This is a genomic window from Pseudomonas fluorescens group sp. PF-1 (assembly GCF_054481335.1).
On record NZ_JBTMNG010000001.1, the window covers coordinates 2,225,845 to 2,251,199 of the forward strand.

21 protein-coding genes are annotated in these 25,355 nt (G+C 60.7%); 11 read left to right on the top strand and 10 right to left on the bottom strand.

The genetic code is table 11. The features are described from left to right. Positions 1–53: 53 nt before the first annotated feature. The 4 genes from ACX3YD_RS10625 (at position 54) to ACX3YD_RS10640 (ending at position 6,985) form a co-directional block, all read left to right on the top strand. Complete coding sequence (locus ACX3YD_RS10625) at positions 54–2,858, top strand: multicopper oxidase domain-containing protein (RefSeq protein WP_103405476.1); 2,805 nt, start codon at positions 54–56, stop codon at positions 2,856–2,858. A gap of 17 nt (positions 2,859–2,875) precedes the next feature. Then, positions 2,876–3,991 (top strand): SCO family protein, encoded by a 1,116-nt coding sequence (locus tag ACX3YD_RS10630; RefSeq protein WP_256590342.1) that lies wholly within the window; start codon positions 2,876–2,878, stop codon positions 3,989–3,991. A gap of 101 nt (positions 3,992–4,092) precedes the next feature. Beyond that, a complete protein-coding gene (locus ACX3YD_RS10635; protein ID WP_458959897.1) occupies positions 4,093–5,586 on the top strand; it encodes a sensor histidine kinase in 1,494 nt (497 codons plus the stop codon). Further along, on the top strand, positions 5,555–6,985 hold the full coding sequence (locus ACX3YD_RS10640) for a sigma-54-dependent transcriptional regulator (RefSeq protein ID WP_103405473.1): 1,431 nt from the start codon (positions 5,555–5,557) through the stop codon (positions 6,983–6,985). The genes ACX3YD_RS10635 and ACX3YD_RS10640 overlap by 32 nt, the downstream gene beginning before the upstream one ends. 103 nt (positions 6,986–7,088) lie before the next feature. On the opposite strand, the gene ACX3YD_RS10645 is transcribed toward ACX3YD_RS10640, so the two are convergent. Continuing rightward, on the bottom strand, positions 7,089–7,472 hold the full coding sequence (locus tag ACX3YD_RS10645; protein ID WP_458959898.1) for a hypothetical protein: 384 nt from the start codon (positions 7,470–7,472) through the stop codon (positions 7,089–7,091). Positions 7,473–7,650: 178 nt separating this feature from the next. Here ACX3YD_RS10645 and ACX3YD_RS10650 point away from each other — a divergent pair, with 178 nt between their 5' ends. Continuing rightward, the gene (locus ACX3YD_RS10650) at positions 7,651–8,454 is read left to right on the top strand and encodes a class I SAM-dependent methyltransferase (protein WP_458959899.1); all 804 of its coding nucleotides are present in this window, start codon (positions 7,651–7,653) and stop codon (positions 8,452–8,454) included. A 32-nt stretch (positions 8,455–8,486) separates the two neighbouring features. Here ACX3YD_RS10650 and ACX3YD_RS10655 read toward each other — a convergent pair whose 3' ends face one another. From ACX3YD_RS10655 to ACX3YD_RS10665, 3 genes are all read right to left on the bottom strand, one after another. Beyond that, positions 8,487–8,786 carry an addiction module antidote protein gene (locus tag ACX3YD_RS10655; RefSeq protein ID WP_090319312.1) on the bottom strand — a complete coding sequence of 100 codons (300 nt, stop codon included), beginning with the start codon at positions 8,784–8,786 and terminating at the stop codon, positions 8,487–8,489. Positions 8,787–8,788: 2 nt separating this feature from the next. After that, entirely contained in the window at positions 8,789–9,082 is a 294-nt protein-coding gene (locus ACX3YD_RS10660) for a type II toxin-antitoxin system RelE/ParE family toxin (RefSeq protein WP_458959900.1), read from the bottom strand. A gap of 123 nt (positions 9,083–9,205) precedes the next feature. Further along, complete coding sequence (locus tag ACX3YD_RS10665; RefSeq protein WP_458959901.1) at positions 9,206–9,997, bottom strand: ChbG/HpnK family deacetylase; 792 nt, start codon at positions 9,995–9,997, stop codon at positions 9,206–9,208. A gap of 311 nt (positions 9,998–10,308) precedes the next feature. On the opposite strand from ACX3YD_RS10665, the gene ACX3YD_RS10670 reads away from it, so the two are divergent. From ACX3YD_RS10670 to ACX3YD_RS10690, 5 genes are all read left to right on the top strand, one after another. After that, complete coding sequence (locus ACX3YD_RS10670; RefSeq protein ID WP_458959902.1) at positions 10,309–10,977, top strand: ABC transporter ATP-binding protein; 669 nt, start codon at positions 10,309–10,311, stop codon at positions 10,975–10,977. Between the two features lies 1 nt (position 10,978). Then, positions 10,979–13,450, top strand: a complete 2,472-nt coding sequence (locus ACX3YD_RS10675) for an ABC transporter permease (RefSeq protein ID WP_458959903.1) — start codon at positions 10,979–10,981, stop codon at positions 13,448–13,450. Then, on the top strand, positions 13,440–14,513 hold the full coding sequence (locus ACX3YD_RS10680; RefSeq protein ID WP_458959904.1) for a lipocalin-like domain-containing protein: 1,074 nt from the start codon (positions 13,440–13,442) through the stop codon (positions 14,511–14,513). The genes ACX3YD_RS10675 and ACX3YD_RS10680 overlap by 11 nt, the downstream gene beginning before the upstream one ends. A 163-nt stretch (positions 14,514–14,676) precedes the next feature. Continuing rightward, positions 14,677–15,270 (top strand): hypothetical protein, encoded by a 594-nt coding sequence (locus tag ACX3YD_RS10685; RefSeq protein WP_103405465.1) that lies wholly within the window; start codon positions 14,677–14,679, stop codon positions 15,268–15,270. Positions 15,271–15,921: 651 nt separating this feature from the next. Then, positions 15,922–16,599 carry a type 1 glutamine amidotransferase domain-containing protein gene (locus ACX3YD_RS10690; protein ID WP_458959905.1) on the top strand — a complete coding sequence of 226 codons (678 nt, stop codon included), beginning with the start codon at positions 15,922–15,924 and terminating at the stop codon, positions 16,597–16,599. Positions 16,600–16,687: 88 nt separating this feature from the next. On the opposite strand, the gene hglS is transcribed toward ACX3YD_RS10690, so the two are convergent. The 3 genes from hglS to ACX3YD_RS10705 form a co-directional block, all read right to left on the bottom strand. Further along, positions 16,688–18,070, bottom strand: a complete 1,383-nt coding sequence (gene hglS / locus ACX3YD_RS10695; RefSeq protein ID WP_458959906.1) for a 2-oxoadipate dioxygenase/decarboxylase HglS — start codon at positions 18,068–18,070, stop codon at positions 16,688–16,690. Positions 18,071–18,174: 104 nt separating this feature from the next. Then, positions 18,175–19,131, bottom strand: coding sequence for an alpha/beta fold hydrolase (locus tag ACX3YD_RS10700; protein WP_047530608.1), 957 nt, complete (start codon positions 19,129–19,131; stop codon positions 18,175–18,177). Positions 19,132–19,153: 22 nt separating this feature from the next. Next, positions 19,154–20,608 carry a flavin-containing monooxygenase gene (locus tag ACX3YD_RS10705; protein ID WP_458959907.1) on the bottom strand — a complete coding sequence of 485 codons (1,455 nt, stop codon included), beginning with the start codon at positions 20,606–20,608 and terminating at the stop codon, positions 19,154–19,156. A 190-nt stretch (positions 20,609–20,798) separates the two neighbouring features. On the opposite strand from ACX3YD_RS10705, the gene ACX3YD_RS10710 reads away from it, so the two are divergent. Beyond that, entirely contained in the window at positions 20,799–21,872 is a 1,074-nt protein-coding gene (locus ACX3YD_RS10710; protein ID WP_458959908.1) for a diguanylate cyclase, read from the top strand. 253 nt (positions 21,873–22,125) lie between these two features. Here ACX3YD_RS10710 and ACX3YD_RS10715 read toward each other — a convergent pair whose 3' ends face one another. The 3 genes from ACX3YD_RS10715 to ACX3YD_RS10725 all read right to left on the bottom strand — a co-directional run bounded on the left by ACX3YD_RS10715 (position 22,126) and on the right by ACX3YD_RS10725 (position 25,244). Beyond that, positions 22,126–22,995, bottom strand: a complete 870-nt coding sequence (locus ACX3YD_RS10715) for an isocitrate lyase/PEP mutase family protein (protein WP_047530601.1) — start codon at positions 22,993–22,995, stop codon at positions 22,126–22,128. Positions 22,996–23,131: 136 nt separating this feature from the next. After that, on the bottom strand, positions 23,132–24,166 hold the full coding sequence (astA, locus tag ACX3YD_RS10720) for an arginine N-succinyltransferase (protein WP_458959909.1): 1,035 nt from the start codon (positions 24,164–24,166) through the stop codon (positions 23,132–23,134). Between the two features lie 61 nt (positions 24,167–24,227). After that, positions 24,228–25,244 (bottom strand): arginine N-succinyltransferase, encoded by a 1,017-nt coding sequence (locus ACX3YD_RS10725; protein WP_458959910.1) that lies wholly within the window; start codon positions 25,242–25,244, stop codon positions 24,228–24,230. Positions 25,245–25,355: the final 111 nt, after the last annotated feature.

Genomic DNA, 25,355 nt, shown 5'->3' on the forward strand with positions numbered 1-25,355 from the left:
GAGCTAATTGCAAAACCCCCATCACCCCCTTCACGCATACGAGGCGGCTGGTGATGGACAGAAAAGCGCGGTATCCCTTCAAGTGGTTTGGCCTGGCGCCCTTGAGCGTCCTCCTATCAATGACACTCAGCACAGGGACGCTGCGCGCTGGCCCCATAGACGACGAGCGACAGCCCGAACCGACTGATCCTTCTGCGTATTACGACGAACCGGCGGACGAGCCGGCCGCCTTGAATGCCATCCTGACCATGCCTGAGGCCAACGAAGATTCCTTCGATTTGCCCGACGGGGTCAAAGGCACGCGTGACTCCACGCGGGTAGAGAACGTTCTGCCGCCCACGGTGCAGACCAGTTTCAACTACCCCACCAATGGCAAGCCGAGCCCGTTGTTTGGTGCCCAACCGTTCACGCAGCAACTGGTGCTGTTCGAGGAATTCGGTCCGGAAAAACTCGACCCCACCACGCCTGCGGCGCCCTTGCCGTTTCCACCGGCGGCCATTGGCCCGTTACCGCAACAAGACCCCAACAGTGCGGCCCGCAGTGCGCCACCCAGTGCCGCACTCGATGCGTTCATGCGCCAACCGGGGCTGACGCCATTCCCCAGTCAGTACGCCAACGTGGTGGACCGCAACCCATGGCAGGCGCAGATCGAGTATTTCCTCAACCGTCGCATCGGTTCGTCGGCTGAAGGTCGGCCGCCAGGAAAGGGCTGGTCGCATCAGCGCTGGAACGAGTTCTACCCGCAGATGGCCTACAAGACCGTGCAGACCGGTGCGCGGGTCAACAGCGGCTGGCGTGACAGTCATCAGATGCACGGCTATGCCGTCGGTGAGTTCGGCCCCGGTGGCCTCTATCACAACGTCGCCGGTGTGCCGGCCACGGATGGCACCGCCAAGGGCGTCGATGCGCGCTTTCACCCGGCCATGCCCGTGCAGAACCACAACTCGGTGTGGACCTTCGACGGCACCCTGCCGCCCAAATTGTTGATGGTGCGTTACGGCCAACCGGTGCTGATGCGCCACTACAACGGCTTGCCCATCGACCCGTCGGCGAACATGGGGTTTGGCCTGCACACCATCAGCACCCACGAACACAACGGTCACGCGCCGGCGGAAAGCGACGGCTATGCCAATGCGTTTTTCTTCCCGGGTCAGTACTACGACTATCGCTGGCCGATCCAGTTGGCAGGCTATGACAGCATTAACACCGACGCCCATGACCCACGCGCGGCATTCCCCTGCGCACCCGGTGAAACCCTGTGGACCAACGACGTCAATCCCAGCCGCAAGACTTGCGAAAACGGCACGATCAAGATCCGTGGCGACTGGCGCGAAACCATGAGCACCCACTGGTTCCACGACCACATGCTCGATTTCACCGCGCAGAACGTCTACAAGGGCAACGCGGCGATGATGAACTACTACAGCGCCCTGGACCGTGGCAACGAGTCGGTGAACGACGGCGTCAACCTGCGTTTCCCCAGCGGCAGCGCCTTGCCGTGGGGTAACCGCGACTACGACGTCAACCTGGTGTTCGCCGACAAGGCCTGGGATCAGAACGGTCAGCTGTGGTTCAACCCGTTCAACACCGATGGCTTCATCGGTGACCAGGTGCTGGTCAACTGGCAATGGAAACCGAGCCTGGATGTGCGTGCCCGCAGCTACCGCTTCCGCATGCTCAACGGCTCGGTATCGCGTTACTACAAGTTTGCGCTGGTGCGTGAAATCAAGGGCACCAGCGGCGAGTTCCAGGGACCCAAGGGCTCGGGTGTGTCCTATGCCCGCGTGCCGTTCCACATGATTGCCAACGACGGCAACATCATGGAGCACAGCGTGCCTTTCGACGGCACCATGGACCTCGACGCTGACGGCGATAAACAGAACCACAACGCAATCCTGCCTACCCAGGGGATTGCCGAGCGCTTCGACATCATCGTCAACTTCGCGAAAAACGGCATCAAGCCGGGCGACAAGATTTTCTTCGTCAACCTGCTGGTGCACGACGATGGCAAAGGCCCGAAAGAGCCGGTCTCCCTGGCCGACGTGCTGTCCGAGAAATACCTGGCGGTGATCAAGCAAACCAGCAAGGGACCGCAGTGGGACAAGGGCGATCCGGCGGTGGGCAAGGTGTTGCAACTCAACGTCAAGCCCTACACCGGTCAGGACCTGGCCATGGACCCGGCGCTGTACGAGCCGGCCAAACCGGGCAAGGCTGAAGGCCTGGTGATGATCCCGCTGAAGATCCACCGCGACAACGCTGCCGACAAGGCGCTGCTGGCCAAGGCCCGTCACCGCACCTTCGTCTTCGGTCGCTCCGATGGCACTGATGAAGCACCGTGGACGGTCAAGACCGATGGCGGCTTCGGCTTCCACATGGACCCTCGTCGCTTGAACGCATCGACCCAGTTGGCCAGCGGCCCCACCGATGCCGGGGCCGCCGGTTTCGGCACCCTGGAAGTGTGGAACATCAAGGCCGGTGGTACAGGCTGGAGTCACCCGGTGCATGTGCATTTCGAGGAAGGGATCATCCTCAGTCGCGGCGGCAAGGCGCCACCGGAATGGGAGAAATGGGCACGCAAGGACGTGTACCGCATCGGCTCGGAAAAGGATGGCCTGGACAGCGTGGAAATGGCGATCAACTTCCGCGAATTTGCCGGGACCTACATGGAGCACTGTCACAACACCCAGCATGAGGACAACTCGATGCTGCTGCGTTGGGACATCGAGAAGCCCGGGCAATTCCAGTTGATGCCGACACCGCTGCCCAGTTGGGACGGTGTGCGCTACGTGAACTCCGCCGCGTTGCCAACTTTCCGCACGGGCGATGGCTTGGGCCCACAAGTGACCGTTAAACCATGAACCGGGAGGGTGTCGACATGAAGTGGCAAACACCACGCTCACGAGACTGGGGCATGCACCTGGTGCTGGTATTGGCGACCTGCGTGCTGGCCAGCCAGTTGCTGGTCGCCGGCCAGTCGCCGTCGACACCCGCCCCCCTGCCGACAGCCGCTGATACGGCGGTCGCCGACTCCGCCACCCCGTGGGGTGGCGACTATTTCCCCAACACCCTGCTGACCAACCAGGACGGTCGGCAGGTGCGTTTTTTCGATGACCTGATCAAGGGCAAAGTGGTGGTGATCAACTTCATCTTCACCTCCTGCAGCGACTCGTGTCCGCTGGAAACCGCGCGTTTGCGCCAGGTGCAGAAATTGCTCGGCGACCGGGTCGGCAAGGACGTTTTTTTCTATTCCATCAGCATTGATCCCCTGAGCGATACACCCGCCGTGCTCAAGGCTTATGCGCGACGCTTCCAGGTCGGGCCTGGGTGGCAGTTCCTCACCGGGGAATTCGCCGATGTCACCGAGTTGCGGCAGAAACTGGGCTTGTTCATCGAAGGTGTCGATAACGGGCGCAGCAAGGATCACAACCTGAGCCTGATTGTCGGCAACCAGCAAACCGGGCGCTGGATGAAAGCGTCGCCGTTCGAAAACCCATGGATTCTGGCCGATCAACTGGCCAACACCTTGCAGAACTGGAAGCAACCGAGCATTGAGCAGAGCTACGCCGACGCCCCGCCCATCCGGCCGCCGAGCAATGGCGAAGAACTGTTTCGCACCCGCTGTGCGTCGTGTCACAGCCTTGGCCCGCTGGACGGGCAGGGCATCGGCATGCGCAGCATTGGCCCCGATCTGGTCGGCGTGACCCGACAACGTGATCCGGCCTGGCTCAACCGCTGGATTCGCGAGCCGGACCGCATGCTCGCGGAAAAAGACCCCATCGCCATGGAGCTGTTCGAACGCTTCGACAAGATACCGATGCCCAACCTGCGCATGGACGAGCATTCGGCGCAGTCCATCATCGACTTCCTCCAGGAAGAGACCGACCGTCAGCATCCGGTCGCGACGTCGTTGGCTACCCGCGCAGAAGAGCCGGAACATCGTCACGCCATCGCGCTGCCCGGCCAGGCAGCCGATAAGACCCTGGCGCAATAGTGGCGAAATACTTTCATTGGGCAGCCTATCCCGATCATTGCCACCTACACTGATTCGGAACATGGCTAAGAAGACTGGTTTCAAGTATCCAGGACGGTTCCATGCAGATACTAGAACAACAAAAAACACCTGCGCCTGATACTCCGGCCGCACCCGGCAAGGGCTGGCGTCCGGCCTTCAATCTGGTGCGCTGGTTTTCCCTGGCCAGCTTTTTCATCATTGCTGCGGTGGCCCTGGGGCTGGGTTATGTCTCCACGCGCTTCGTGGTTGAAGAGAGCATCGAGCGCGATTCGATGCTCACCGCCCAATTCATTCAGGCCATTGGTGACGCAGAAATTCGCCATGCCGGGATCACCACGACCAGGACCATGGGCGAAATGCTCGACCCGCGGCTGGACAACGCCTACCCCGACGTCAATCCCGGTTCTCGGGCCGCTGCCCGCATAGAGTTTCTCGACCATGTCGAGCACCTGCCGGACTGTCTGTTGGCGGTGGTGTATGCACTGGATCGCACCGTGGTCTGGTCGACCAACCCGGAAATGATCGGCATGCGCGTCGAAGGCGACGAGGAGCTGGACGAGTCCTTCGAAATGAAGGAGACGGTGTCCACCAGCTACCACGAAATCGATGAGGAGCGTCCCGAGCAAAAACTGCTGCGCGAACCCGAATATTTGTTCGTCGAGAACTACATCCCGATGTTCAACGCCGACAAAAGCAAAGTGATTGCCATGGTGGAAATCTACAAGGAGCCGGTCGATCTGGTGGCGCGCATCCAGCGTGGATTCAAGGCGATCTGGCTGGCGACCCTGCTCGGTGGCGCGGCCATTTACCTGGGGCTGTTCTGGATCGTGCGGCGGGCGGCCATGCTGCTGCAGAGCCAGCAGAAACAACTGATCGCCAACGAGACGTTTGTCGCCCTGGGGGAAATGTCCTCGGCGGTCGCCCACAGTCTGCGTAACCCGCTGGCGAACATCCGCTCCAGCGCCGAACTGGCTCAGGAAATCGCCAGCCAGACCGCGCAGAAAAACATCGGCGACATCATCAGCCAGGTCGATCGCATGTCACGCTGGGTCCGCGAGTTGCTGGTGTCGTTGCGCCCGGTGAATGACGACGATGAAAACGTCGATCTGGTGTTGGCCGTCGACGACGCCCTGAGCGCCTTCGACCCCTTGATCAAACGCTCGAATGTCGAAGTGCGCTTTACGCCCAAGAGTGTTTCACCGGTCGTCAGCCAACAGGTGCTGTTGACGCAAATTCTCAATAGCCTGTTCGCCAATGCGCTGGAAGCCATGCCCAAGGGCGGCGTGTTGAGCATCGATGTCGAATCGACGTCGCCCGGGCAGGTGAGTCTGATGATCAATGACACCGGCAAGGGCATGACCCGACAACAACAACAATTGGTCTTCAAGCCGTTCTTCACGACCAAACAAGGGGGACTTGGCGTTGGCCTTGCCCTGGTCAAAAGAATCATGGAGCGCTTTGAAGGCTCGGTCGAACTGACCAGCCAGGAGCAGGAAGGAACCTGCGTCCGTCTCAATTTTAAAGTGGCAACGGGAGGGGAATATGGAGCACAGCATATTGCTGGTCGAGGATGATGAACTGCTCGCCGAGAATATTCAGACCTACCTGGAGCGCAAGGACTTCGAGGTGACCGTCTGCCACTCGGCGGAAGACGCGCTGGAGCAACTGGGAACCTTCGTTCCCGACGTCGTGCTGACCGACAACTCCTTGCCGGGCATGAGCGGTCACGACCTGATCCAGCGATTGCGCATCAGCGCGCCGGATCTGAAAGTGATCATGATGACGGGCTACGGCAATGTCGAAGACGCCGTGGTGGCGATGAAAGAAGGCGCATTCCATTACGTGACCAAACCGGTGGCCTTGCCAGAGCTCAAGCTGCTGCTGGACAAGGCCCTGGCCACTGATCGGATGGAGCGCACGCTGTCGTTCTACCAGGAACGCGAAGCCCAGAAATCCGGGGTGCAGGCACTGATCGGTGAGTCGGCACCGATGGCTTACCTCAAGGGCACCATCAGCCAGTTGCTCGACGCCGAACGCCGCATGGCCAACTCCGATCTGCCACCGGTACTGGTGGAAGGCGAAACCGGCACCGGCAAGGAGCTGGTGGCTAGGGCCCTGCATTTCGACGGTCCACGCGCCAAAGGGCCGTTCATCGAATTCAACTGCGCCTCGATTCCGTCCAACCTGGTGGAGTCGGAGTTGTTCGGCCACGAGAAGGGCGCGTTCACCGACGCCAAGGACCGTCGCCTCGGTCTGGTCGAAGCGGCCGATGGCGGCACGCTGTTTCTCGATGAGATCGGTGAAATGGACCTGTTGCTGCAGGCCAAGTTGCTGAAGCTGCTGGAGGACCGGACGATTCGCCGGGTCGGTTCGGTCAAGGAGCGTAAAGTCGATCTGCGGGTGATCAGCGCCACCAACTGCAACCTTGAACAAATGGTCCAGCAGGGCAAGTTCCGCCGCGACCTGTTTTTCCGTCTGCGTATCATCTCGATCAAGGTGCCGCGCCTGTACGCGAGGGGGGAAGACATTCTGTTGCTGGCCCGCCACTTTCTGGCGACTCATGGCAAACGCTATGGCAAGCCACACCTGCATTTCAGTGATCAGGCCGAAGAGTTGATGCTCAATTACAGCTGGCCCGGCAACGTGCGCGAGTTGCGCAACATGCTCGAGCAAACCGTGTTGCTGGCCCAGAGCGACACCATCGCCGCCCATCAGCTGAATGTCTGCCTGAGCCTGATGGACGAGCCGCCGATGTTTCAGCACGAGCCGCCCCCCAGCGAGCCACGTCCGTCCTATAACGGCACCGAATCGATGAACCTGCCGGAAGTGGAGCGTGACATGGTGCGCAAAATGCTCGACAAGACCGACTGGAACGTCACCAAGTCCGCGCGCCTGTTGGGCCTGAGCCGCGACATGCTGCGTTACCGGATCGAAAAACTCGGCCTCGCTCGCCCGGACAAGCGGCAGTGGTAGTAGGGGGGGCAGCTTCAAGCTCCAAGCTTGAGGCTTGGAGCTTGGAGCTTGGAGCTTGGAGCTTGGAGCTTGGAGCTTGGAGCTTGAAGCTTGAAACTGCCCGTTACAGGGCCGGGTCCGGTGCGCTGCGACAGGCCATCATGCACGAGGGATCGAGGACTTCCTGGTTCACGTAGACACCGCGTTCCGGATCGTAGGAGCGGATGAACACGCGAACGGTAGTATCCGCCACCGTCGGCAGGCGTGAGTCGGAGAACACGTGCTCGCTGGAAACCGGAATGAAATCACCGGGCGCTGTGGGGATGTACGACCCTGGCGGCACGGTGTTTATGGACGGTGGCGAGGGGTGGGCGAAGGGCTGGTCTGCCCCGTAATAATGGAATTCGGTATTGGCCTGGTCGGTTTGCATCAGGCTGTCATCCGCGAACACCGTCGTGGCGGCAGTCAGGCAGAGGACAAGCAACAGCGTCTGTTCGGTCTTGTTCATGGCAGCACCTGCGAAATCGGCTTTCGCGCATTTCCCCAAGGCCTTTAACTATAGCGCTCCCGTGGCCAGGCGTCGGTGCGGCCGGGTTTACAAGATCACAACAAAGCCCGGATGGGGCGAATGCCAGGCATGAACTAGAATCGGCGCGGTCAATCAAGACCCGATTCTGGAGTGTGCAATGGAAATGCCGATAAAAGATAAAGCCATCGCCAGCAACCGCGATGCCTGGAATGACTCCGCCCGACACCACAAGGACAGCGCCGAATGGCAGGCGCTGCTGAGCGCGGTGACTCATGCCGATTTCTCTTGCCTGGATGACACCCTGACCGGGTTGCTGACGCAGGTCGGGGTCGACGGCAAGGCGGTGGTGCAACTGGGTTGCAACAACGGTCGCGAAAGCCTGTCGCTGTATGCCCTGGGTGCCAGGCATGTGGTGGGTGTCGATCAGTCGGCGGCGTTTCTCGATCAGGCGCGGGAGCTGGCGTCGCGCTCACCCCGTGATCCCGAATTCATCGAGGCGGACATTCACCACTTGCCGCTTCAGTTGCAGGGTCGCTTCGACCTGGCGCTGATCACCATCGGCGTATTGAACTGGATGCCGGACATCGGCGAGTTCTTCCGCCACGTGGCACAGACCCTGAAGCCGGGCGGCGCGCTGGTGGTGTACGAAACCCACCCGTTCCTGGAAATGTTCGATCCCGAGTCCGCCGACCCTTTCGGCCTGGACAGCTCGTACTTTCGTGCCGAGCCCTTTGTCCAGAACCAACCGATCGTCTACGAAGGCAAAGTCGAGCAACCGGCGGCTGCGTCCTACTGGTTCGTCCACACCCTGGGCGCCATCTTCACCGGCGCCATTGCGGCCGGATTGCAGATCAGCCACTTCAAGGAGTACCCGCATTCCAACCGCGAGGAGCTCTATGATCGCTACCAGCAGCAAGCGGCGCAGTTGCCGTTGTGTTTTACCTTGGTGGCGGTGAAGTAAGTGGCCAGGCGAAGGGCATCCAATCAGACATTTCAGTGATTGATGACATGCCCAGGTTGTGCGCAAAGATCAATGCCGAGGGCATGAATGACTTTCAATACCGTGTCGAATCGCGGTTTCGCTCCTGGGGCGAAGGCCTTGTACAGGCTTTCGCGACCCATGCCTGAATCCTTGGCTATCTGGGTCATTCCACGGGCCTTTATCACGTAGCCGACAGCGCGAAGAAACTCCTCGTTGTCACCGTCTGCCAGTACTTGGGAGAGGTACTCGCTGATAGCTTCTTCACTGTCGAGCAGTGTTGCCATGTCGAAAGTCGTCAAAGTCTGGCTCAAGGTTAAACCTCCTTTGCCAATTTTTTTGCACGTTTGATATCAGTGCTTTGTGAGGATTTATCGCCACCGGCCAGCAGGACGATGACAACACCGTTTCGCATCGTGAAATAAACTCGATAGCCCGCGCCAGTGTCCACGCGCATTTCGGAAACGCCGTCACCTACTGCCTTGACATCGCCAAGGTTGCCCGCACAAGCGCGCTCAATGCGGCGAGCTATGGCAATCCTGGCTCGCACATCGCGAACGGAAGCGTGCCATTGCACGAAAATGCTGGTTTGCTGAACAAGATAATTCATTACCCAGCTGTATCCAAGTAGATACGATTGGGCAGTCAGACATTTCCTTGCGTACTCGTGCTTTTTCCCAAGGGTGTGTAGGGCGATGTGGCTCCGACATCCTGTTGCAAAAGTTGCGAAGGTTTACTCTGCCGACTCCGCAGGGTTGTCCAGGGTAAAGCCAGCCACGCCATAGGCCACCCTCGGCACTCCCGGCAGTCGCTGTTCCAGCAGTTCGCTCAGCGACTCGCCCTGATCCAGACAAGCATCGCCAAAGTCGGCACCCAGTTGACTGGGGTGGGCGACGATCTCCAGCAGGCCGTCGTCCGGTGGGGTGGTGTTGCGCAAATCCTGGGGAGTGCCCACGTAGTCGGCGGTGGCGCCGGCCAGGCTGTTCAAGCGGTGATTGAGCAGTTGCTTGAACATGCGTTTGGGCAGGCTCTGCGTGGGCCCCAGATTACGCGCCAGGCGTACGGGAACCCCTTGGTGGGCGGCGAAACGCGCGACGATTTCGCCGATCGGCCAGATGGTGTGCACGTTTTGGTGGGAGTCCAGATGGCTGGGCCTGATACCGTTGTCCAGGCAGCGTTGCCATTGCGCCTCGAGTTCTTCGTGTACGGCGCGGCGATCCTGATGGCCGAGCCAGAGACGGGCGCGGGACAGGTTGAGGTCGAACAGGCCGGCGCTGTCGCAGAAGGTCCGGCGCGTCAGAATGCGCCGGCTCAACGGGCGGCCGGCGGTGAGGTTGAAGTGCAGGCCGACGCGTCCTTCCAGCAACGGATGCCGGGCCATTGAACACGCCGCTTCAAAGGCCGGCATATTGGCCATGGCGGTGGTGGAACTGATGACTCCAGCCTGGAAGGCTCCCAGGATCACCGCGTTGTCGCAGGCACTGAGGCCGAAATCGTCAGCATTGACTATGACTCGGTGCGGCATGTTCGTCCTCCATGGAAGGTCGGTGGATTCCAACACTCAAAAATCAATCCAAGGGGTATAGACCAGCCTCCAACATCCATCACCGCCAACGGTCAGACGGGTATTTTCCGGTTCCGCGGCCAATTGCGATCAAGCGCTTGCCCCTGCTGGATTTGCTTCACACAGGAAGGGCTGCAAAAGGCGCCGTGCAAATCGATAAACGGTCGTCAGTCTTGTAATTCGCCGCAGACCGGGCGCGGCCGCCATCGTCGACGGACAAAAAGCATTCAGTCCCGCTATTCTTGGCCCACGCTCATCCAACAGGTTCTTCCATGCTTGAAGTCCGCGGTGTCTTCAAAAGCTACGCCACTCCCCAAGGGCCATTGCCGGTGTTGCAAGGGGTCGATCTGACCCTGAAACCCGGTAGCAGCCTGGCACTGATGGGCGAGTCGGGCAGTGGCAAGAGCACCTTGCTGCACTTGATCGCCGGTCTGGACAAAGTGGATCGCGGCAGTATCCGCAGTGGCGACCATCGCCTGGAACAGATGAACGAAAGCCAACTGGCGCACTGGCGGCGTACCGAGATCGGTTTGGTGTTCCAGCAGTTCAACCTGATCGGCAGCCTGCGGGTGGAGGACAATCTGGCGTTTCAGGCGCGAATGGCGGGGCGGCATGATCCGCGTTGGCAGGCGCATCTGGTGCAGCGCCTGGGGTTGAGCGAGTTGCTGCGGCGATATCCGGAGCAGTTGTCCGGAGGGCAGCAGCAACGGGTGGCGTTGGGGCGTGCCCTGGCGTCGCGGCCACCGTTGCTGTTGGCCGACGAGCCCACCGGCAGCCTCGATGAAGCCACCAGCGATGACGTGCTCAAGCTGTTGCTGGAACTGCTCGAAGACAGCCCGACGACCCTGCTGATGGTCACCCACAGCCCCCACGTCGCGGCGCGGCTGGCCGATAAAGTGGTGCTGCACGGCGGGCGCCTGGCCGGCGCAGGCGCGCGCTGAGATGCGTATTTTCGGCCAGACCCTGCACGCGTTGCTCAGCCATTGGCGGCTGCATCCGGTGCAGTTTTTCAGTGTGCTGACCGGGTTGTGGCTGGCCACCAGTCTGCTGACCGGCGTGCAAGCGTTGAACAGCCAGGCGCGTGACAGCTACGCCCGCGCCAGTCAGTTGATTGGCGGCGAACCTCAGGCCAGTCTCAGCGCGCCCGGGGGCGGGACCTTCTCACAGCAGCTGTTTGTCGACCTGCGCCGCGCGGGCTGGCCAGTGTCGCCGGTGTTGCAGGGCCGGCTGATACTTCAGGGTCATGAGGAGCAGCGGCTGCAACTGATGGGCATCGAGCCGGTGTCACTGCCGGCCGGTTCGGCGGTGGCCGGGCAGGCCCTGGCCATCGAACAAATTGTCGGATTTTTCACGGCACCTGGCAGCACCTGGATTTCGCCGCAGACTTTGCAGGCCCTGGGGTTGAGCGAAGGGGCGCGCCCGCTCGCGGCAAATGGTCAGATACTGCCGCCCTTGCACGCGCAAGGCGACATGGCCCCCGGGGTGTTGCTGGTGGACATCGGGTTCGCCCAACAGATTCTTGGATTGCCGGATCAGTTGTCGCGTCTGCTGCTGCCCAAGGGCTTCACCGCGACGCTGCCGGAGGCGCTCAAGGGGCAACTTCAGCTCAAGACCGCTGGCGAAGAAAACAATCTGGCGCGCCTGACCGACAGCTTTCACCTGAACCTCGATGCCTTGGGTTTTTTGTCATTCGTGGTCGGCCTGTTCATCGTTCACGCCGCCATCGGACTGGCGCTGGAGCAGCGTCGAGGTTTGCTCAGAACCCTGCGTGCCTGTGGGGTGAGTGCGCGGATGCTGATCACCTGTCTGGCCGTCGAGCTGGGCGTGCTGGCGCTGATGGGCGGGGTGGCCGGCGTGGTGAGCGGCTATTGGCTGGCCGGCGTATTGCTCCCGGATGTCGCCGCCAGCCTGCGCGGGTTGTATGGCGCCGAAGTGGCGGGGCAGTTGAGCCTGAGTCCGCTGTGGTGGCTCAGCGGGATCGGCCTCAGCCTGCTCGGTGCCTTGCTGGCCGGCGCCAACAGTTTGTGGCGGGCGGCGCGTTTGCCGTTGCTGGCGCTGGCCAATCCGCAGGCCTGGCATCAGGCCCATGCGCGCTGGCTGCGGCGCCAGGGCTGGGTGGCGGCGATGGCCTTGGTTGTCGCATGGCTGGCGTTGCTGCGCGGTGACAGCCTGGCCAGCGGTTTCGTCCTGATGGCGACGCTGCTGCTGGGGGCCGCGCTGGCCTTGCCGGTGTTGCTCAATACGTTGCTCAATGGCTTGCTCCGAGGCAGTCGATCCGTGCTCGGCCAATGGTTTCTGGCCGATTGCCGTCAGCAATTGCCCGCCCTGAGTCTGGCACTGATGGCCTTGCTCCTGGCGCTGGCGGCGAACATCGGGGCCGGCAGCATGACCGCCGGTTTTCGCCAGACCTTCAGCAACTGGCTCGAGCAACGGCTCACCGCCGAGCTGTACCTCAATCCGCAAAACCCGGCCCAGTCCCGTGAACTGCACACCTGGCTCAAACAACAGCCGCAGCTCACGGCGGTGCTGCCGACCTGGCAAGTGGCGATCCAGTTGCAAGGCTGGCCGGTGGATGTCTTCGGCGTGATCGATCACCCGACTTACCGCGAGCATTGGCCACTGCTCGAAGCCTTGGGCGACAACCCCTGGGATCGTCTGGCCAAGGACGACGCGTTGATGCTCAGCGAGCAACTGGCCCGGCGTTTGAAAGTGCGACTGGGCGATCACCTGACGATTCCCACGCCCACGGGCCGGTGGTCACCGCGCATCGTCGGGATCTACGCCGACTACGGCAATCCGAAGGGCCACGTGCTGGTTAACGTCAACCACCTGCTGCGCGGCTGGCCGCAATTGACGCCGAACCGTTTCAACCTGCGCATCGAGCCGGCATTGATCACACCGTTCGTCACGGCGCTGCAAGCGCGTTTCGCGCTCGATGACAGCCGCATCGTCGATCAGTCCCGGCTCAAGGGCTGGTCCTCGCAAGTGTTCGAACGCACCTTTGCCGCCACCGCCGCGCTCAATAGCCTGACGCTGTGCGTAGCGGGTGTGGCGCTGTTCATCAGCTTGTTGACCCAAAGCCAAAGCCGCCTCGGACAACTGGCGCCACTGTGGGCGCTGGGCGTGACGCGCCGGCAACTGATGCTGCTCAACCTCGGGCAAACCTGGTTGCTGGCGCTGCTGACGCTGGTGCTGGCGTTGCCGCTGGGCATTGCCCTGGCCTGGTGCCTGGACGCGGTGATCAACGTCCAGGCCTTCGGTTGGCGCCTGCCGTTGCGGGTGTTCCCGCTGCAATTGCTGCAACTGATGGGGCTGGCGTTGCTGGCAACGTTGTTGGCCTCGGCATGGCCGCTGTATTCGCTGTACCGCACACAACCGGCTGACCTGCTGAGGACTTTTGCCCATGAGGATTAGGCTGGGCGTATGGCTGATCGCGGCCTTGCTTGGCGGTTGCGATCAGCCGGTGCCGGCAGACAAAGGCTTTGCCGGCCTCGGCAATCAAGCGGCCGCATTCACCCCGGTGGTCCCGGGTCGCGTGTTTGGTTTTCCGGCGGATCATGGCCCCCACGATGGCTTTCGCATTGAGTGGTGGTACGTCACCGCCAACCTCAAGGACGAGCAGGGCCGTGAATTCGGCGTGCAATGGACGCTGTTTCGCAGTGCCCTGACAGCCACGCCCGAGCAGGCAGGTTGGGGTAATCAGACGCTGTGGCTCGGCCACGCGGCCGTGACTTCGGCCTCGGTGCATCACGCTGCCGAACGCTACGCCCGTGGCGGCGTTGGCCAGGCCGGAGTGAGCCTGACGCCGTTCAATGCGTGGATCGACGACTGGCATTTGATCAGTCAGGCAACGGGTGCCGATCCACTGACAGAGTTGCAACTCAGCGCCCGCGACAAGGGGTTCGGCTATCAACTGCGGCTGACATCGACAAAGCCATCGGTGCTGCAAGGGGATAAGGGGTTCAGCCAGAAATCCGAACAGGGCCAGGCGTCGTATTACTACAGCCAGCCGTTTTTCCAGGCCAGCGGCAGCCTGGAAATCGATGGTCAGCGCTATCAAGTCAGCGGTCCCGCGTGGCTCGACCGTGAATGGAGCAGCCAGCCCCTGACCGCCAACCAGACGGGATGGGACTGGTTTTCCCTGCACCTGGACAGCGGCGAACAGGTGATGCTCTATCGCATGCGGCAAAAGGACGGCGCTCCTTACCTGACCGGTACGTGGATCGACGCCCAGGGGCAGACGCAGCTGTTGAAGGCCGGCGACATCCGCCTCACGGTGAAGGACAGCGCCAGGGTGGCCGGGCGTTCGATGCCGGTCAGCTGGTCGATCCAGATTCCCGGCAAGCACCTGGACATCGTCATCAGCGCCCTCAACCCAAACGCCTGGATGAATTTGCGCATTCCGTACTGGGAAGGGCCGGTACGCTTGAGTGGCAGCCATGGCGGACAGGGCTATCTGGAAATGACCGGGTATTGAGCCGGAACACCGAACGCCCCCGACGAGGCGCGACCATCCAGCGAATCTACAGTGCAAGAAACCGCGAGCACTCCCTGATCTGCGTCTATGCTCATCGGCACGGTCGGCGCTTGATCAAGGTGGAGCGCCTTTCGCTGCCATTCTTCACAGGGAAAGTACCGCTATGAAACGTCACACACGCAAGCTCTCCACATTGACCCAGGCGATCAGCCTGGCTGCTGTGCTGTCCACTGCCAGCCTCAGCGCTTTCGCTGCGGACATCCCGCTGGCGGAGTCCGTGATTTCCGATCATGTCACCACCAAAGTCGTGTCGGTCGATGTCCCTAACCGTCAGGTGGTGCTGGAAGGCCCTGAAGGCAATCAGGTGTCGTTGCAACTCACTGAAAAGGCCAAGAACCTGGACAAGCTGAAGCCCGGTGATCAGGTCAAGGTCGATGTTCTGCACTCGGTCGCGGTCTCCCTCGACACCAGCGTCGACAAAGGCCTGCCTGGCACTACCGAATACACAGGCGAAGTACGCAATGCACCAGGCTCGACCAAGCCCGGTGGAGAAGCCTACCGTCAGGTGAAGGTGGAGTTGCAGATCACGGATATCGATCTCAAGCACCATCGTGTGACGTTTAAAAACCCTGCCGGCCAGTCGAAGACGGTCGACGTCCAACGACCTGAAGTTCAGGCCAAACTCAAGGACCTGAAAAAAGGCCAGAGTGTGGTGGTGACTTATACCGATGTATTAAAAGTAACCACTCTGAAATAAATGGATATTTGGTTTACAGGGTGATTGTTCTTGTATAAGCGTTGTACAAGAACAATCTGCTATTCAGAAATGAGCGGGTGAGTTTGAGTTTATTTGTTTGAATAAATTGTCCGCTGATATTTCAGTAATAGATGTAACTGCAAATTTCATGTTGTAAGCGCGGACTTTCCCGGCGACATCAATTAAAATGCGTTTCGTTCGCCCAGCGCAGGGGCTCTTTACCAGTGCAAGGATTGCCGAGGCCAATGCACTGGGCGAACACTTTGATCAGCCGCCAGTCCTGTCTGTTTTCTTTATGCCCCCCAAGAAATAAATTGATCGCCCGCGCAGCTCGGTATTGATTGCGCTTGTGCCGACTTTCCCGATTGGCAATGAACGCCACTTATCGAACGCTGAAGTTCCGGATGTTTCATCAGATCCAGGCCATGTTGCGGTCGCTGAAACGCAGCGCTTGCAGCTGTTTGAAGCGCGACTTGTTTTGAGTTCAATGTGGCTATCGACAGGTGATTTCGCTTATCACGCAGTATGCTTGGCACCCGGCAGGCCGAACGATCAGCACCTTACGAAGGTCATACGGCAGGATCGATGTGCAACATTGTGCGCATCACGGCTAATGCCCCCACTGCAGTCCCGAGACGGAGTGAAGACGACATGAAAATCCTGATGGTTTTAACGTCCCACGATCAATTGGGTAACACCGGCAAGAAAACCGGGTTCTGGCTGGAAGAATTCGCCGCCCCGTATTTCGCCTTCAAGGACGCCGGGGTTCAGTTGACCCTGGCCTCGCCCAAGGGCGGCCAGCCACCGCTGGACCCGAAAAGCGATGAGCCGGACGCGCAAACCGAAGCCACCGAGCGCTTTCGCAAGGACTCCGCAGCACAGTCGGCGTTGGCGTCGACGGTCGTACTCAGCTCGGTGAAGGCCGACGATTACGACGCAATCTTTTACCCTGGCGGTCATGGGCCGTTGTGGGACCTGGCTGAAGACAAACATTCGATCGCCCTGATCGAAGCGTTTTACAAGGCAGGTAAACCGGTCGCGGCGGTGTGCCATGCGCCGGGCGTGTTGCGTCATGCCAAGGGCGCCGATGGTCAGCCACTGGTCAAGGGCAAGAAGGTGACGGGATTTACCAACAGCGAAGAAGAAGCGGTGCAATTGAGCCACGTCGTGCCGTTTCTGGTGGAGGACGAACTCAAGGCCAAGGGCGGGATTTATTCCAAGGGGCCTGACTGGGCCAGCTATGTGCTGACCGATGGTTTGTTGCTGACCGGTCAGAATCCAGCGTCGTCGCAAGCGGCTGCAGAAGCCTTGTTGGCGAAACTGAAGTAGATACTGCTTTTGTCGGAGCATGGCTTGCCAGTGATGGCGCAGGCGAAATCGCTATCGCTGGCAAGCCAGGCTCCCACAGTTCCGTGTGTTAGAGAGTGCTTAATTCGGCGAAACACTGCTCGATCGAACGTCGCTGTGTCTCGGCATACAACCCCAGTTCATCAATCGTCGGACGGCCCAGGGCCTGCTCGAACGCTTGCTGGTTGGAATGCACTCCGTAGTGGGTTTGTGCCGCATCCCCCAGGTTTGACTGGAATATCCCCGCCGCACTGACCGGCAGAAAATCTTCGTACACCAAGGGTTCGACCCGCAGATAGCCACCGCTGACCAGGTCTTCCAGCGTCAAGGTGTTCAGCGCCTTTGCGGCCTGGCCTTTTTCCGTCACGAAATAGCGAAAGTACGCCAGGTCCTGTTGGCGCATGCCTTCATAGGTGTCGGGAAACTCGCTGAAATGTTGCACCATCAGCGCGTTATAGCGTGCGGCGTTGGCTTCGTTGGGGAAATCCTTGAGCTCATCGCGCGCCGCATTGAGCAAGCGGTCGTACAGCGCCCGTCCTTTAGGGGTGAGGGCTGCGCCGCGTTGTTCGATTTCACCGAAGCGGGCGCTGTGGCTGCCCCGGGCCTCGGCCTGATCGGTGAACGCGATCGGCTCGTCGAGTGCCTTGAAACTGGTCTGGCGCAACAGGATCGGGCACTGGCGGCGGGGCGGGCCTTCGATCACGGCTTTAGGGGTGATGCCGCGCGCCGGCATTTGCGCCTGGACGATATCGATGTCCAGGGTGCGTGGCGTCAGGTGATTGATGTGCGGCCCCTTGAAGGCCACCACATCGGCAATCAGGCGATGCTGGGCGCTGAGTTGGCGATACTGCTCGGCGGTGACGGTAGCGCTGTGATGCCAGCGGAAGGTTTCCAGCGCGTGCTCGACGAAATCCCGGGCTTGCACTTCGGTGAGTCCACCCTGGGTTTCGGCGCAGTCGATCAGGGTCAGCGCGGTGTGGGTGAAGATCGAGCGCTTGTCGAGGGTCGATTGGGCGAATGCCCGCAGCTCCAGGTCCTCGATCAGTTCCAGGCGCAACAGCGAGGTGAATACCCGGAACGGGCTGACTTGCAGCGCCTCTTCATGCACGGCACGAAACGCGGTGGAGTGCACCGGCACCCCGGCCGGCGTCAGGTCGTAATAACCCACCGGCTGCATGCCCATCACCGCGAACAGACGGGCGAGGGTCGCCAGTTCTGCCGCCGTGCCGACACGGATCGCGCCATGGCGCTCCAGGTCCAGGCGCTCGATTTCGCCGGTGCTGTTCAACTGCCGGGCCACTTGCGGATCGCTGTCCAGCACATGACGGTTGGTCTGCTCCACCAGTTCCATCAGCGCGCCGTATAGAGGCACCTCTTCGCGGTACATGTCGGACATCGCTTTGGAGAAGCGTTGGCGGATCAGGTCGGGGCTGACGAAGTTCGGATGATTCATGAACACAATTCCTGGCGCGGTGACGTTGAGCAAAAGATCGCAGCCTTCCGCGTCGCCGACAAACGAAGTTTCTGACGAACTTCATTCTGCAAAGGACTGCATCCTCAGTGCAGGCGTTGATCCTGAGGGCTTTCCGAGCGCAGGGATGCCAAAAACTCCCGATACAGGCGCGCCGAACCGGCTGGCGCTTCGACCATGGGCATGTGCCCGATGCCCTCCCAGACTTCCACGCGCAGGTTGGCCAGGCCTTTGCTCCAAATGGCCACGCTGCTGACGTCGATCAAGCGATCCTTGCGTCCCCACAGCAACAGCGCCGGCGCCTGTATGCCTGGAAGCTTCGGCTCCATCGGTGGGCTGGCGCGAAAGTCGCGGAAAATTTCTTCCAGTTCGTCGCGTGCCTGTTCATAACGATGGGCCATGGCGTCCAGCACCACGCGCGGCACCCAGGGAGGGGCGGCCATGGTCATGCCATAGAAGTATTTGAATTCTTCCCGGGAGTTGATCAGGAACGGGTTGTGGCCCTTGGCCAAGTGCCGTTCCAGGTCACTGGGTTCGGGCGCGGTGACACCCGCCGGGTCGAACAGGGCGACCGAGGCAATGCGGTCCGGATAGGTGGCCGCCAACCATGCAGCGATGTAGCCGCCCATCGAGTTGCCGATCACATGGACCTTGTCGACCCCACAGACATCGAGCAGCTGGATCATGCGCTTGGCCTGCAGCGGGATGTCATAGCCGCCGCCTTCCTTGAAGCCGGTTTCGCCATGGCCGGCGATGTCGGGGATGATCACCCGGTAGCTGCCGACAAAGTGCCGGGCAAAACGCAGCCAGAGATTTTTGTCGGCACTGAAGCCGTGCAGCATCAAGACGTTGCTGGACGCCTCATAAGGGCCGCCTTGCCAGGTCGAGACGGTCATTTCTGAAATGGGCACGACGATCTTGTGCAACTTGTACAGTTTGGCCTCGGTGGCCACGCTCAAGTCATAAAGCCAGTAGCCGACGGCCGGGTAACTCAACCAGCTCCAGGCGGCAAAGACCGCGATAGCGACAACCAGTAAAAGCATCAGGCGCCTTCCTTCTAACGGTTCAGGACAAGATGTGATCGGCGGGTTTCAGGGCTCGGGTCAAGCGATGGAAGCTGAAACTGAACCCCGGAAACATGGCAATCACATGACCGCTCTTGCTTTGATACCAACTGTGGCAGCCTCCTGACTTCCACACGGTGCGTTCCATTTCTCTATGGATCATTTCAGTGTAGGTACGTTCTGCCTCGGGGCGAACTTCGATGCTGCGTAAACCTCGCGATTCAAGGGTGCGAATGCAATCGAGGATGTAATTCATCTGCGATTCGATGATAAACAGCGCCGACGTGTGGCCGATGCCGGTGTTCGGACCGGTGACGATAAACAGGTTGGGAAAGTCCGGCAGGCTGGTGCCGAGGTAGGCACGGGGGAACGGGGCCCAGACATCTTTCAGGCGAGTGCCATGCTTGCCGGTGACCGGGTAGGAGATCACCCCGTCGGTGGCGTCGTAGCCGGTGGACCAGACGATCAGGTCCACATCGATGTGTTGCCCGTCCTGCATGATGATGCCGGTTTCATCGAGGGCGGCAATGCCTTGTTCACGGCAGTGCAGCGTCACATTGCTGCGACCCAGTGCCGGGTACAGCGTGCTCGACAGAATCACCCGTTTGCAGCCGATGGTGTAGTCCGGCGTGAGTTTTCGCCGAAGTTCGGCGTCCGGTACCTGGCGTTTGATAAAGCGCAAGGCCTGGTGCTGGACCATGCGTATCGCCGGTTTCGAGTATTTGAAGGCAATCACCCGGGTTTCGAATTGCCAGTAAATCAGCCAGCGCAGCAATGTGTAGGCTGGTTTCAGCCCGAGCAACCAGCGCTGGAAACGGCCAAACGAGCGGTCAGCCCGGGGCAATACCCAATGCGCCGTGCGCTGGAATACGTGCAGGTGCTCGACATCCGGGGCAATCGCCGGAATCACCTGGGCCGCACTGGCGCCACTGCCGACGATGGCCACGCGTTTTTGGCGGTAGTCGTAGGTGTGATCCCAGTTGTTGGTGTGAAAAGTCTTGCCCCGAAAGCGTTCCTGGCCCTCGAAGCGTGGCACCACAGGCTGGCTCAGGGGCCCGGTGGCATTGATCAGGAACTGCGCATAAAAGGTGCCCTTGCCGGCCGTGTGGACCGCCCAGCGTTTGCTTTCGTCGTCCCATTCGACGTGTTCGACATTGGCCTGCAGTTCCACCCGGTCGCGCAGTCCGAAGTGCTCCACGACATAGCGGGTGTAGCGATGCAGTTCGGCCTGTTCGGCGAACATCTGTGTCCAGCGGTAGGGCGCGAAAGACAGCGAGTAAAGGGGCGAGGGCACGTCGACCGCAGCGCCCGGATAGGTGTTCTGGCACCAGGTGCCCCCGAAGAAGTCACGCCGCTCGAGCAGGCGGAAGTCGGTGATGCCAGCCTTGAGCAAGTTGACCGCCGCACACTGACCACCAAAGCCGCTACCTATGATCAACACCTGAAAGGTCTGCATGGGCCTCCTCTTTCTCGTTTTTGCGGCAAGCCTGTCTTCATGTATAGCCAAACATTGAGCGTACGCTTGACGGCTATGCCACGGTATTCATCCCGCCCACCGGTGATGGCTATTTGACGTTACCCTGTTAGACTCCGAGAAATACGCGCAACCCTGGAATCATCAGGTACCGCTCTGTGGAGGGGGCCCAATGGGAAAGACGGGAGTGAAAGGACTTTCACTGGCCAGGAGGCTCTACACGTCGCGCATGCTCGGCCTGGTGCTGGGGCTGTTGTGCGTAAGTGTGGCGATGTACCCCCTGAACCCGGCACCCTGGGTCTGGGCACTGATGCTGTTCAACGGTCTGATCTGGCCGCACCTGGCCTATCAATGGGCGCGTCGGGCCAAGGCTCCCTATCATGCCGAACACCGTAACCTGCTGGTTGACGCCTTTCTGGGTGGCTTCTGGGTCGCAGCCATGCAGTTCAATCCGCTGCCCAGCGCGACCACCATTTCCATGATGGCGATGAACAACGTGGCGATCGGCGGCTTGCGTTTTTTGTTGGCGGGCAGCGTCACGCAGATCCTGGGGATCGGCATCGGGTGGCTGATTTTCAAGCCGCTGTTCATTCCAGAAACCAGTCAGTTACAACTCTACGCCTGCTTGCCCTTGATGTGTTTTTACCCGCTGGCGCTGGGCTGGCTCTGCTTTCGCCAGGCCCATACCCTCGGCCGGCAAAAAAGTGAATTACTGGCCCTGAGCCGAACCGACAGCCTGACCGGTCTGCTCAACCACGGCGCCTGGAAGGATCAACTGGAAGTCGAGTTTCAGCGCTGCCAGCGCCAGCACCAGGGAGGGGCGATTGCGCTGATCGACATCGATCATTTCAAAAACATCAATGACACTTACGGTCACGTCGCCGGCGACATCGTGTTGCGACAGCTGAGCAAGATGCTCAAGCAGAACCTGCGTGCCACCGACGTCGCCGGGCGTTATGGCGGTGATGAGTTTTGCGTGATTCTTCCGGATTTGCCCTTGAACAACGCGGCGGCGGTCATGGAGGCGCTGCGTGATCGCTTTGCCACGTTGGGCTACGAGCAAAACCCGGCGCTGAAAGTCAGCCTTAGCATCGGTTTGGCTGCGTTCAACCCTGGCCACAGTGACGCGACCTCGTGGCTCGGCGATGCCGACCAGGCATTGTACGAGGCCAAGACGACGGGGCGTAACCGGGTCATTTGCTGCAGCGATGGTCGCTCTCAGTATGAGCTGCTCGATTCGGTTTGATGTTTATTGAGGCGGCCTGACAGCCGACCTTGTCGGTCTGGTCCTTGCCACACCCCGGCCTGCCGCACTTGGATATCGCACTTCGGCGGCCTGATAGCCGACCAGTTACCTGCAGGTGTACCGGGTTCACTGTAGGAGCGAGCCTGCTCGCGATGAACGTCCAGGCAACGCGGGCATTCAGACAGCCCGCGTCATCGTTGACGTCCATCGCGAGCAGGGGATGGGGTTTCACGCAATTAACGTTTGCTCGCCATCACTCTTTAACGTGCATGAACTCTTCCGCCCAACGAATGTATTCCGCCGGCTGTGTATAGGTATGTGTCAGTTCCGTCGCGCTCAGGTCGGCGGCCTGGGTGAAGATTTGTCGTTGTTCGCGCAGGCTGTCGTAGGTGGCCTTGATCGCGGCGAAGTAGGCGCCGTGGCCGTCGATGACGATGCGCACGCCCAGTTCGGCCAGGCGTTTGTCATCACGCAACAACGGATTTCCGTAGGTCACGAGCATCAGCGGCACACTCAGGTGCTCGGCGATTTGTTCCAGATGGTCGAAATCCTTCACCCCAACCATGCAGATGCCATCCGCCCCGGCGGCCTGGTATTGCTTGGTGCGGCTGATGATTTCCTGCACCGGAAGAATCCCTGCGTGGGTGCGGGCGATGATTGCCAATTCCGAGTCACACCGGGCTTCCAGGGCCGCGCGGATCTTGCCGACGCCTTCGGCAACGGTGATCAGGTCCGTGGATTTGCGGCCGAATTGCGCCGGCAGCAAGGTGTCTTCGATGGTCAGGGCGGCCACGCCGGCACGTTCGAGCTCGACGATGGTGCGCATGACGTTGAGGGCGTTGCCATAGCCATGGTCGGCGTCGGCGATCACCGGCAGTTGGGCGACGCGGCCGATGCGGGTGGCCTGCTCGGCGAACTCGCTGAGGGTGATCAAGGCGAAGTCTGGGGCACCCAGTACCTGCAGCGATGCGACCGACCCGCCGAGAATACCCACTTCAAACCCCAGGTCCGCCGCAATGCGCGCCGACATCGGGTCGAAGACCGACGCCGTGTGGTAGCAGGTGTTGGATGCGAGTAATTGACGAAAACTGCGGCGCAAATCTTGATGAGAAAGCCTGGACATATGAGTTCCACCAATGGGAATGGAAGGGCTTGAGCAAAAGTGTCAACGCCGAAGACGTAAAAGGCTATCACGGGGGGCGGTCGAGAATGATGACGAATTTGCAGATGATGGCCAACAGTGGGCGACTCGGGAGCGATTACGCCGCCACCGCCTGCGGCTGTTGTGGGCGCAGCGGTACGGCGCGGACCGAATCGCCGGGTTGCAGTTGCAGGCGTTTGACGGTGAGACGGTCGACGATCAGGCGGTCGCCCACTTGGCGGGCCGGGGTGGCGGTGATGCGGCAGTTTTCCAGGCGACGGTTGTGGATCAGCCACACGGGAGCCTGATCGTCCGGGGGGGCGATGGTCAGCTCCAGTAACTGACTGTCGCGCACGCTGCGGATGTTCGAAACGGGGGACTCGATCACCGGGCCGGCGTCGAAGATGTCGATGTAACCCTTGTGGGCAAAACCTTCGGCGGTGAGGATCTTCAGGGCCGGCTCGGCCTTTGCGTGAGGCTTGCCGATCACCGCCTGGGCCTGTTCGGTCAGCAGGCAGGCGTACAGCGGTTGGCGCGGCAACAGTTCCGCGATGAACGCTTTGTTGCCCAGCCACGACAAGTGATCGGCGTGCTTGAAGTCCATTTTGAAGAAGTGGCGACCGACGCTGTCCCAGAAGGGAGAGCAGCCTTTTTCGTCGGCGCTGCCGCGCAGTTCGGCGATTATCTTGTCCCCGAACAGGTGCGCAAACTCGGCCACGACCAACAAACGCCCCAGGGACAGCAACCGGCCGTGATGGCTCTGACGTCGATCGGGCCGCAGGAACAGCGAGCGCAGATCCGATTGACCGGTCATTTCATTGTTCATGAACAAGGTCGGGATGTGCCGCTCGATGCCCAGGTCCGGTGATGAGCTGACCGTCTGCCCGACCCGGTAGCTGTACCAGGGTTCGCGCAGGCCCACGGCCCCGGTCAGGGCGCTGACGCCCACCACTTGCTGGTCGTCGTCTTCAAGGACGAACAGGTAATCGGCGTCGGCGCGCTCGACTTGTTCGGCGAAGGTTCTTTGTGCCCAGCGCAATCGGTGAAGCAGGCGCTCTTCGTTGGCCGGCAGCGACGTCAATCCGCAACCAGCCTGCCGGGCCAGTGCGAGCAGGGCGGGCAGATCGGTCACCTGGACCGGACGAACTATCATGCTGCAACTCCTTGCGCGAGCCTGCACGGGGACGGTCGTTGTGCGCCGTGAGGGAAGCGGATCACAAGGCAATCAGCCGGATCGGGCTGCCTTCGCTCACCTTCAGGGCCGCGCACATCTCGGTGTCCAGGGTCAGGGGCTGCCCGGCGCGGTAGTCCAGGTCGGCGACGATGGCGCGGTAATTCTCCAGCGCGTCATTGCAAAGCAGGTAACGGCCACGGGCGTCGATGGATGAGCCGGGTTTCACCGTGGCGGTCACGCTTTGCGCGATGGAACGAATGCCACCGGTGCGCGCATACAGCGTTGGGCCGCCGTCAAAGAGATCGACATAACTGTTGGTTTGGAAACCCTCGCGCTCGAGGATATCGAAGGCCTCCTGGCCATCGGGGTGAACCCGGCCGATGCAGTCTTGCGCGGCCTGGGGCAGCATTGGCACGTAGATCGGGTATTGCGGCATCAGTTCGGCAAGAAACGCTCGACTCTCAAGCCCGCAGAGCCGCTCGGCCTCGACATAGGGCAGGTCGATGAAGTGCTTGCCCAGCGCATCCCAGAACGGCGAATGCCCGTCATTGCTGCTGAAACCAACGATTTCGCTGATGACCCCGTCGGCAAAGCGCGGCGCGTGGGCGGCGATGAACAGCAGTCGCGCCCGTGACAACAGTTCGGAATACGCCGTGCGCACCAGCGTCGGATCGATATGAAAACCGCGCAGCAAGGTATGGCTGCCGAGGTCGTGGCACAGCGACAGAGCCGGCACGCCATGCTCGATGTTCAGCTCCCGCGAGGCACTGTTGAAGTTGCGGTTGCGCAGGCTGTAGTACGGCTCGCTGAAACCCGCCATGGCGAGAATTTCCGAGCAGCCCGCCAGTCGCCGCGTCGCCGAATCTTCCAGCACGAAGAAGTAACTTTCCGGGCCCGGGCTCTGGACGGATTGCTCGAACGAGGTGCATGAGTCGAGAATTTTATCGTGCAAGCATTCGCGGTCGTCTGGCAGCGACGTAATGCCCACCAGGCTTTCGCGGGCCAGCCGCTGCAATTGGGGCAGGTCGGTTAACACCACTGGACGCAACACCAGCATGGATGCACTCCTGTATCAAAGCGTTCGGTGGCTGGCACCGAACCTGACGATCACTGTCGGTTTCCACGGATTGATCGGCGGTTGTCTTGTCGGACGCCGCTCTTTTTCAGG

Coding starts and splice junctions, on each gene's coding strand:
- ACX3YD_RS10625 (WP_103405476.1), top strand. CDS start 54: ATGGACAGAAAAGCGCGGTATCCCTTCAAGTGGTTTGGCCTGGCGCCC.
- ACX3YD_RS10630 (WP_256590342.1), top strand. CDS start 2,876: ATGAAGTGGCAAACACCACGCTCACGAGACTGGGGCATGCACCTGGTG.
- ACX3YD_RS10635 (WP_458959897.1), top strand. CDS start 4,093: ATGCAGATACTAGAACAACAAAAAACACCTGCGCCTGATACTCCGGCC.
- ACX3YD_RS10640 (WP_103405473.1), top strand. CDS start 5,555: ATGGAGCACAGCATATTGCTGGTCGAGGATGATGAACTGCTCGCCGAG.
- ACX3YD_RS10645 (WP_458959898.1), bottom strand. CDS start 7,472: ATGAACAAGACCGAACAGACGCTGTTGCTTGTCCTCTGCCTGACTGCC.
- ACX3YD_RS10650 (WP_458959899.1), top strand. CDS start 7,651: ATGGAAATGCCGATAAAAGATAAAGCCATCGCCAGCAACCGCGATGCC.
- ACX3YD_RS10660 (WP_458959900.1), bottom strand. CDS start 9,082: ATGAATTATCTTGTTCAGCAAACCAGCATTTTCGTGCAATGGCACGCT.
- ACX3YD_RS10665 (WP_458959901.1), bottom strand. CDS start 9,997: ATGCCGCACCGAGTCATAGTCAATGCTGACGATTTCGGCCTCAGTGCC.
- ACX3YD_RS10670 (WP_458959902.1), top strand. CDS start 10,309: ATGCTTGAAGTCCGCGGTGTCTTCAAAAGCTACGCCACTCCCCAAGGG.
- ACX3YD_RS10675 (WP_458959903.1), top strand. CDS start 10,979: ATGCGTATTTTCGGCCAGACCCTGCACGCGTTGCTCAGCCATTGGCGG.
- ACX3YD_RS10680 (WP_458959904.1), top strand. CDS start 13,440: ATGAGGATTAGGCTGGGCGTATGGCTGATCGCGGCCTTGCTTGGCGGT.
- ACX3YD_RS10685 (WP_103405465.1), top strand. CDS start 14,677: ATGAAACGTCACACACGCAAGCTCTCCACATTGACCCAGGCGATCAGC.
- ACX3YD_RS10690 (WP_458959905.1), top strand. CDS start 15,922: ATGAAAATCCTGATGGTTTTAACGTCCCACGATCAATTGGGTAACACC.
- hglS (WP_458959906.1), bottom strand. CDS start 18,070: ATGAATCATCCGAACTTCGTCAGCCCCGACCTGATCCGCCAACGCTTC.
- ACX3YD_RS10700 (WP_047530608.1), bottom strand. CDS start 19,131: ATGCTTTTACTGGTTGTCGCTATCGCGGTCTTTGCCGCCTGGAGCTGG.
- ACX3YD_RS10705 (WP_458959907.1), bottom strand. CDS start 20,608: ATGCAGACCTTTCAGGTGTTGATCATAGGTAGCGGCTTTGGTGGTCAG.
- ACX3YD_RS10710 (WP_458959908.1), top strand. CDS start 20,799: ATGGGAAAGACGGGAGTGAAAGGACTTTCACTGGCCAGGAGGCTCTAC.
- ACX3YD_RS10715 (WP_047530601.1), bottom strand. CDS start 22,995: ATGTCCAGGCTTTCTCATCAAGATTTGCGCCGCAGTTTTCGTCAATTA.
- astA (WP_458959909.1), bottom strand. CDS start 24,166: ATGATAGTTCGTCCGGTCCAGGTGACCGATCTGCCCGCCCTGCTCGCA.
- ACX3YD_RS10725 (WP_458959910.1), bottom strand. CDS start 25,244: ATGCTGGTGTTGCGTCCAGTGGTGTTAACCGACCTGCCCCAATTGCAG.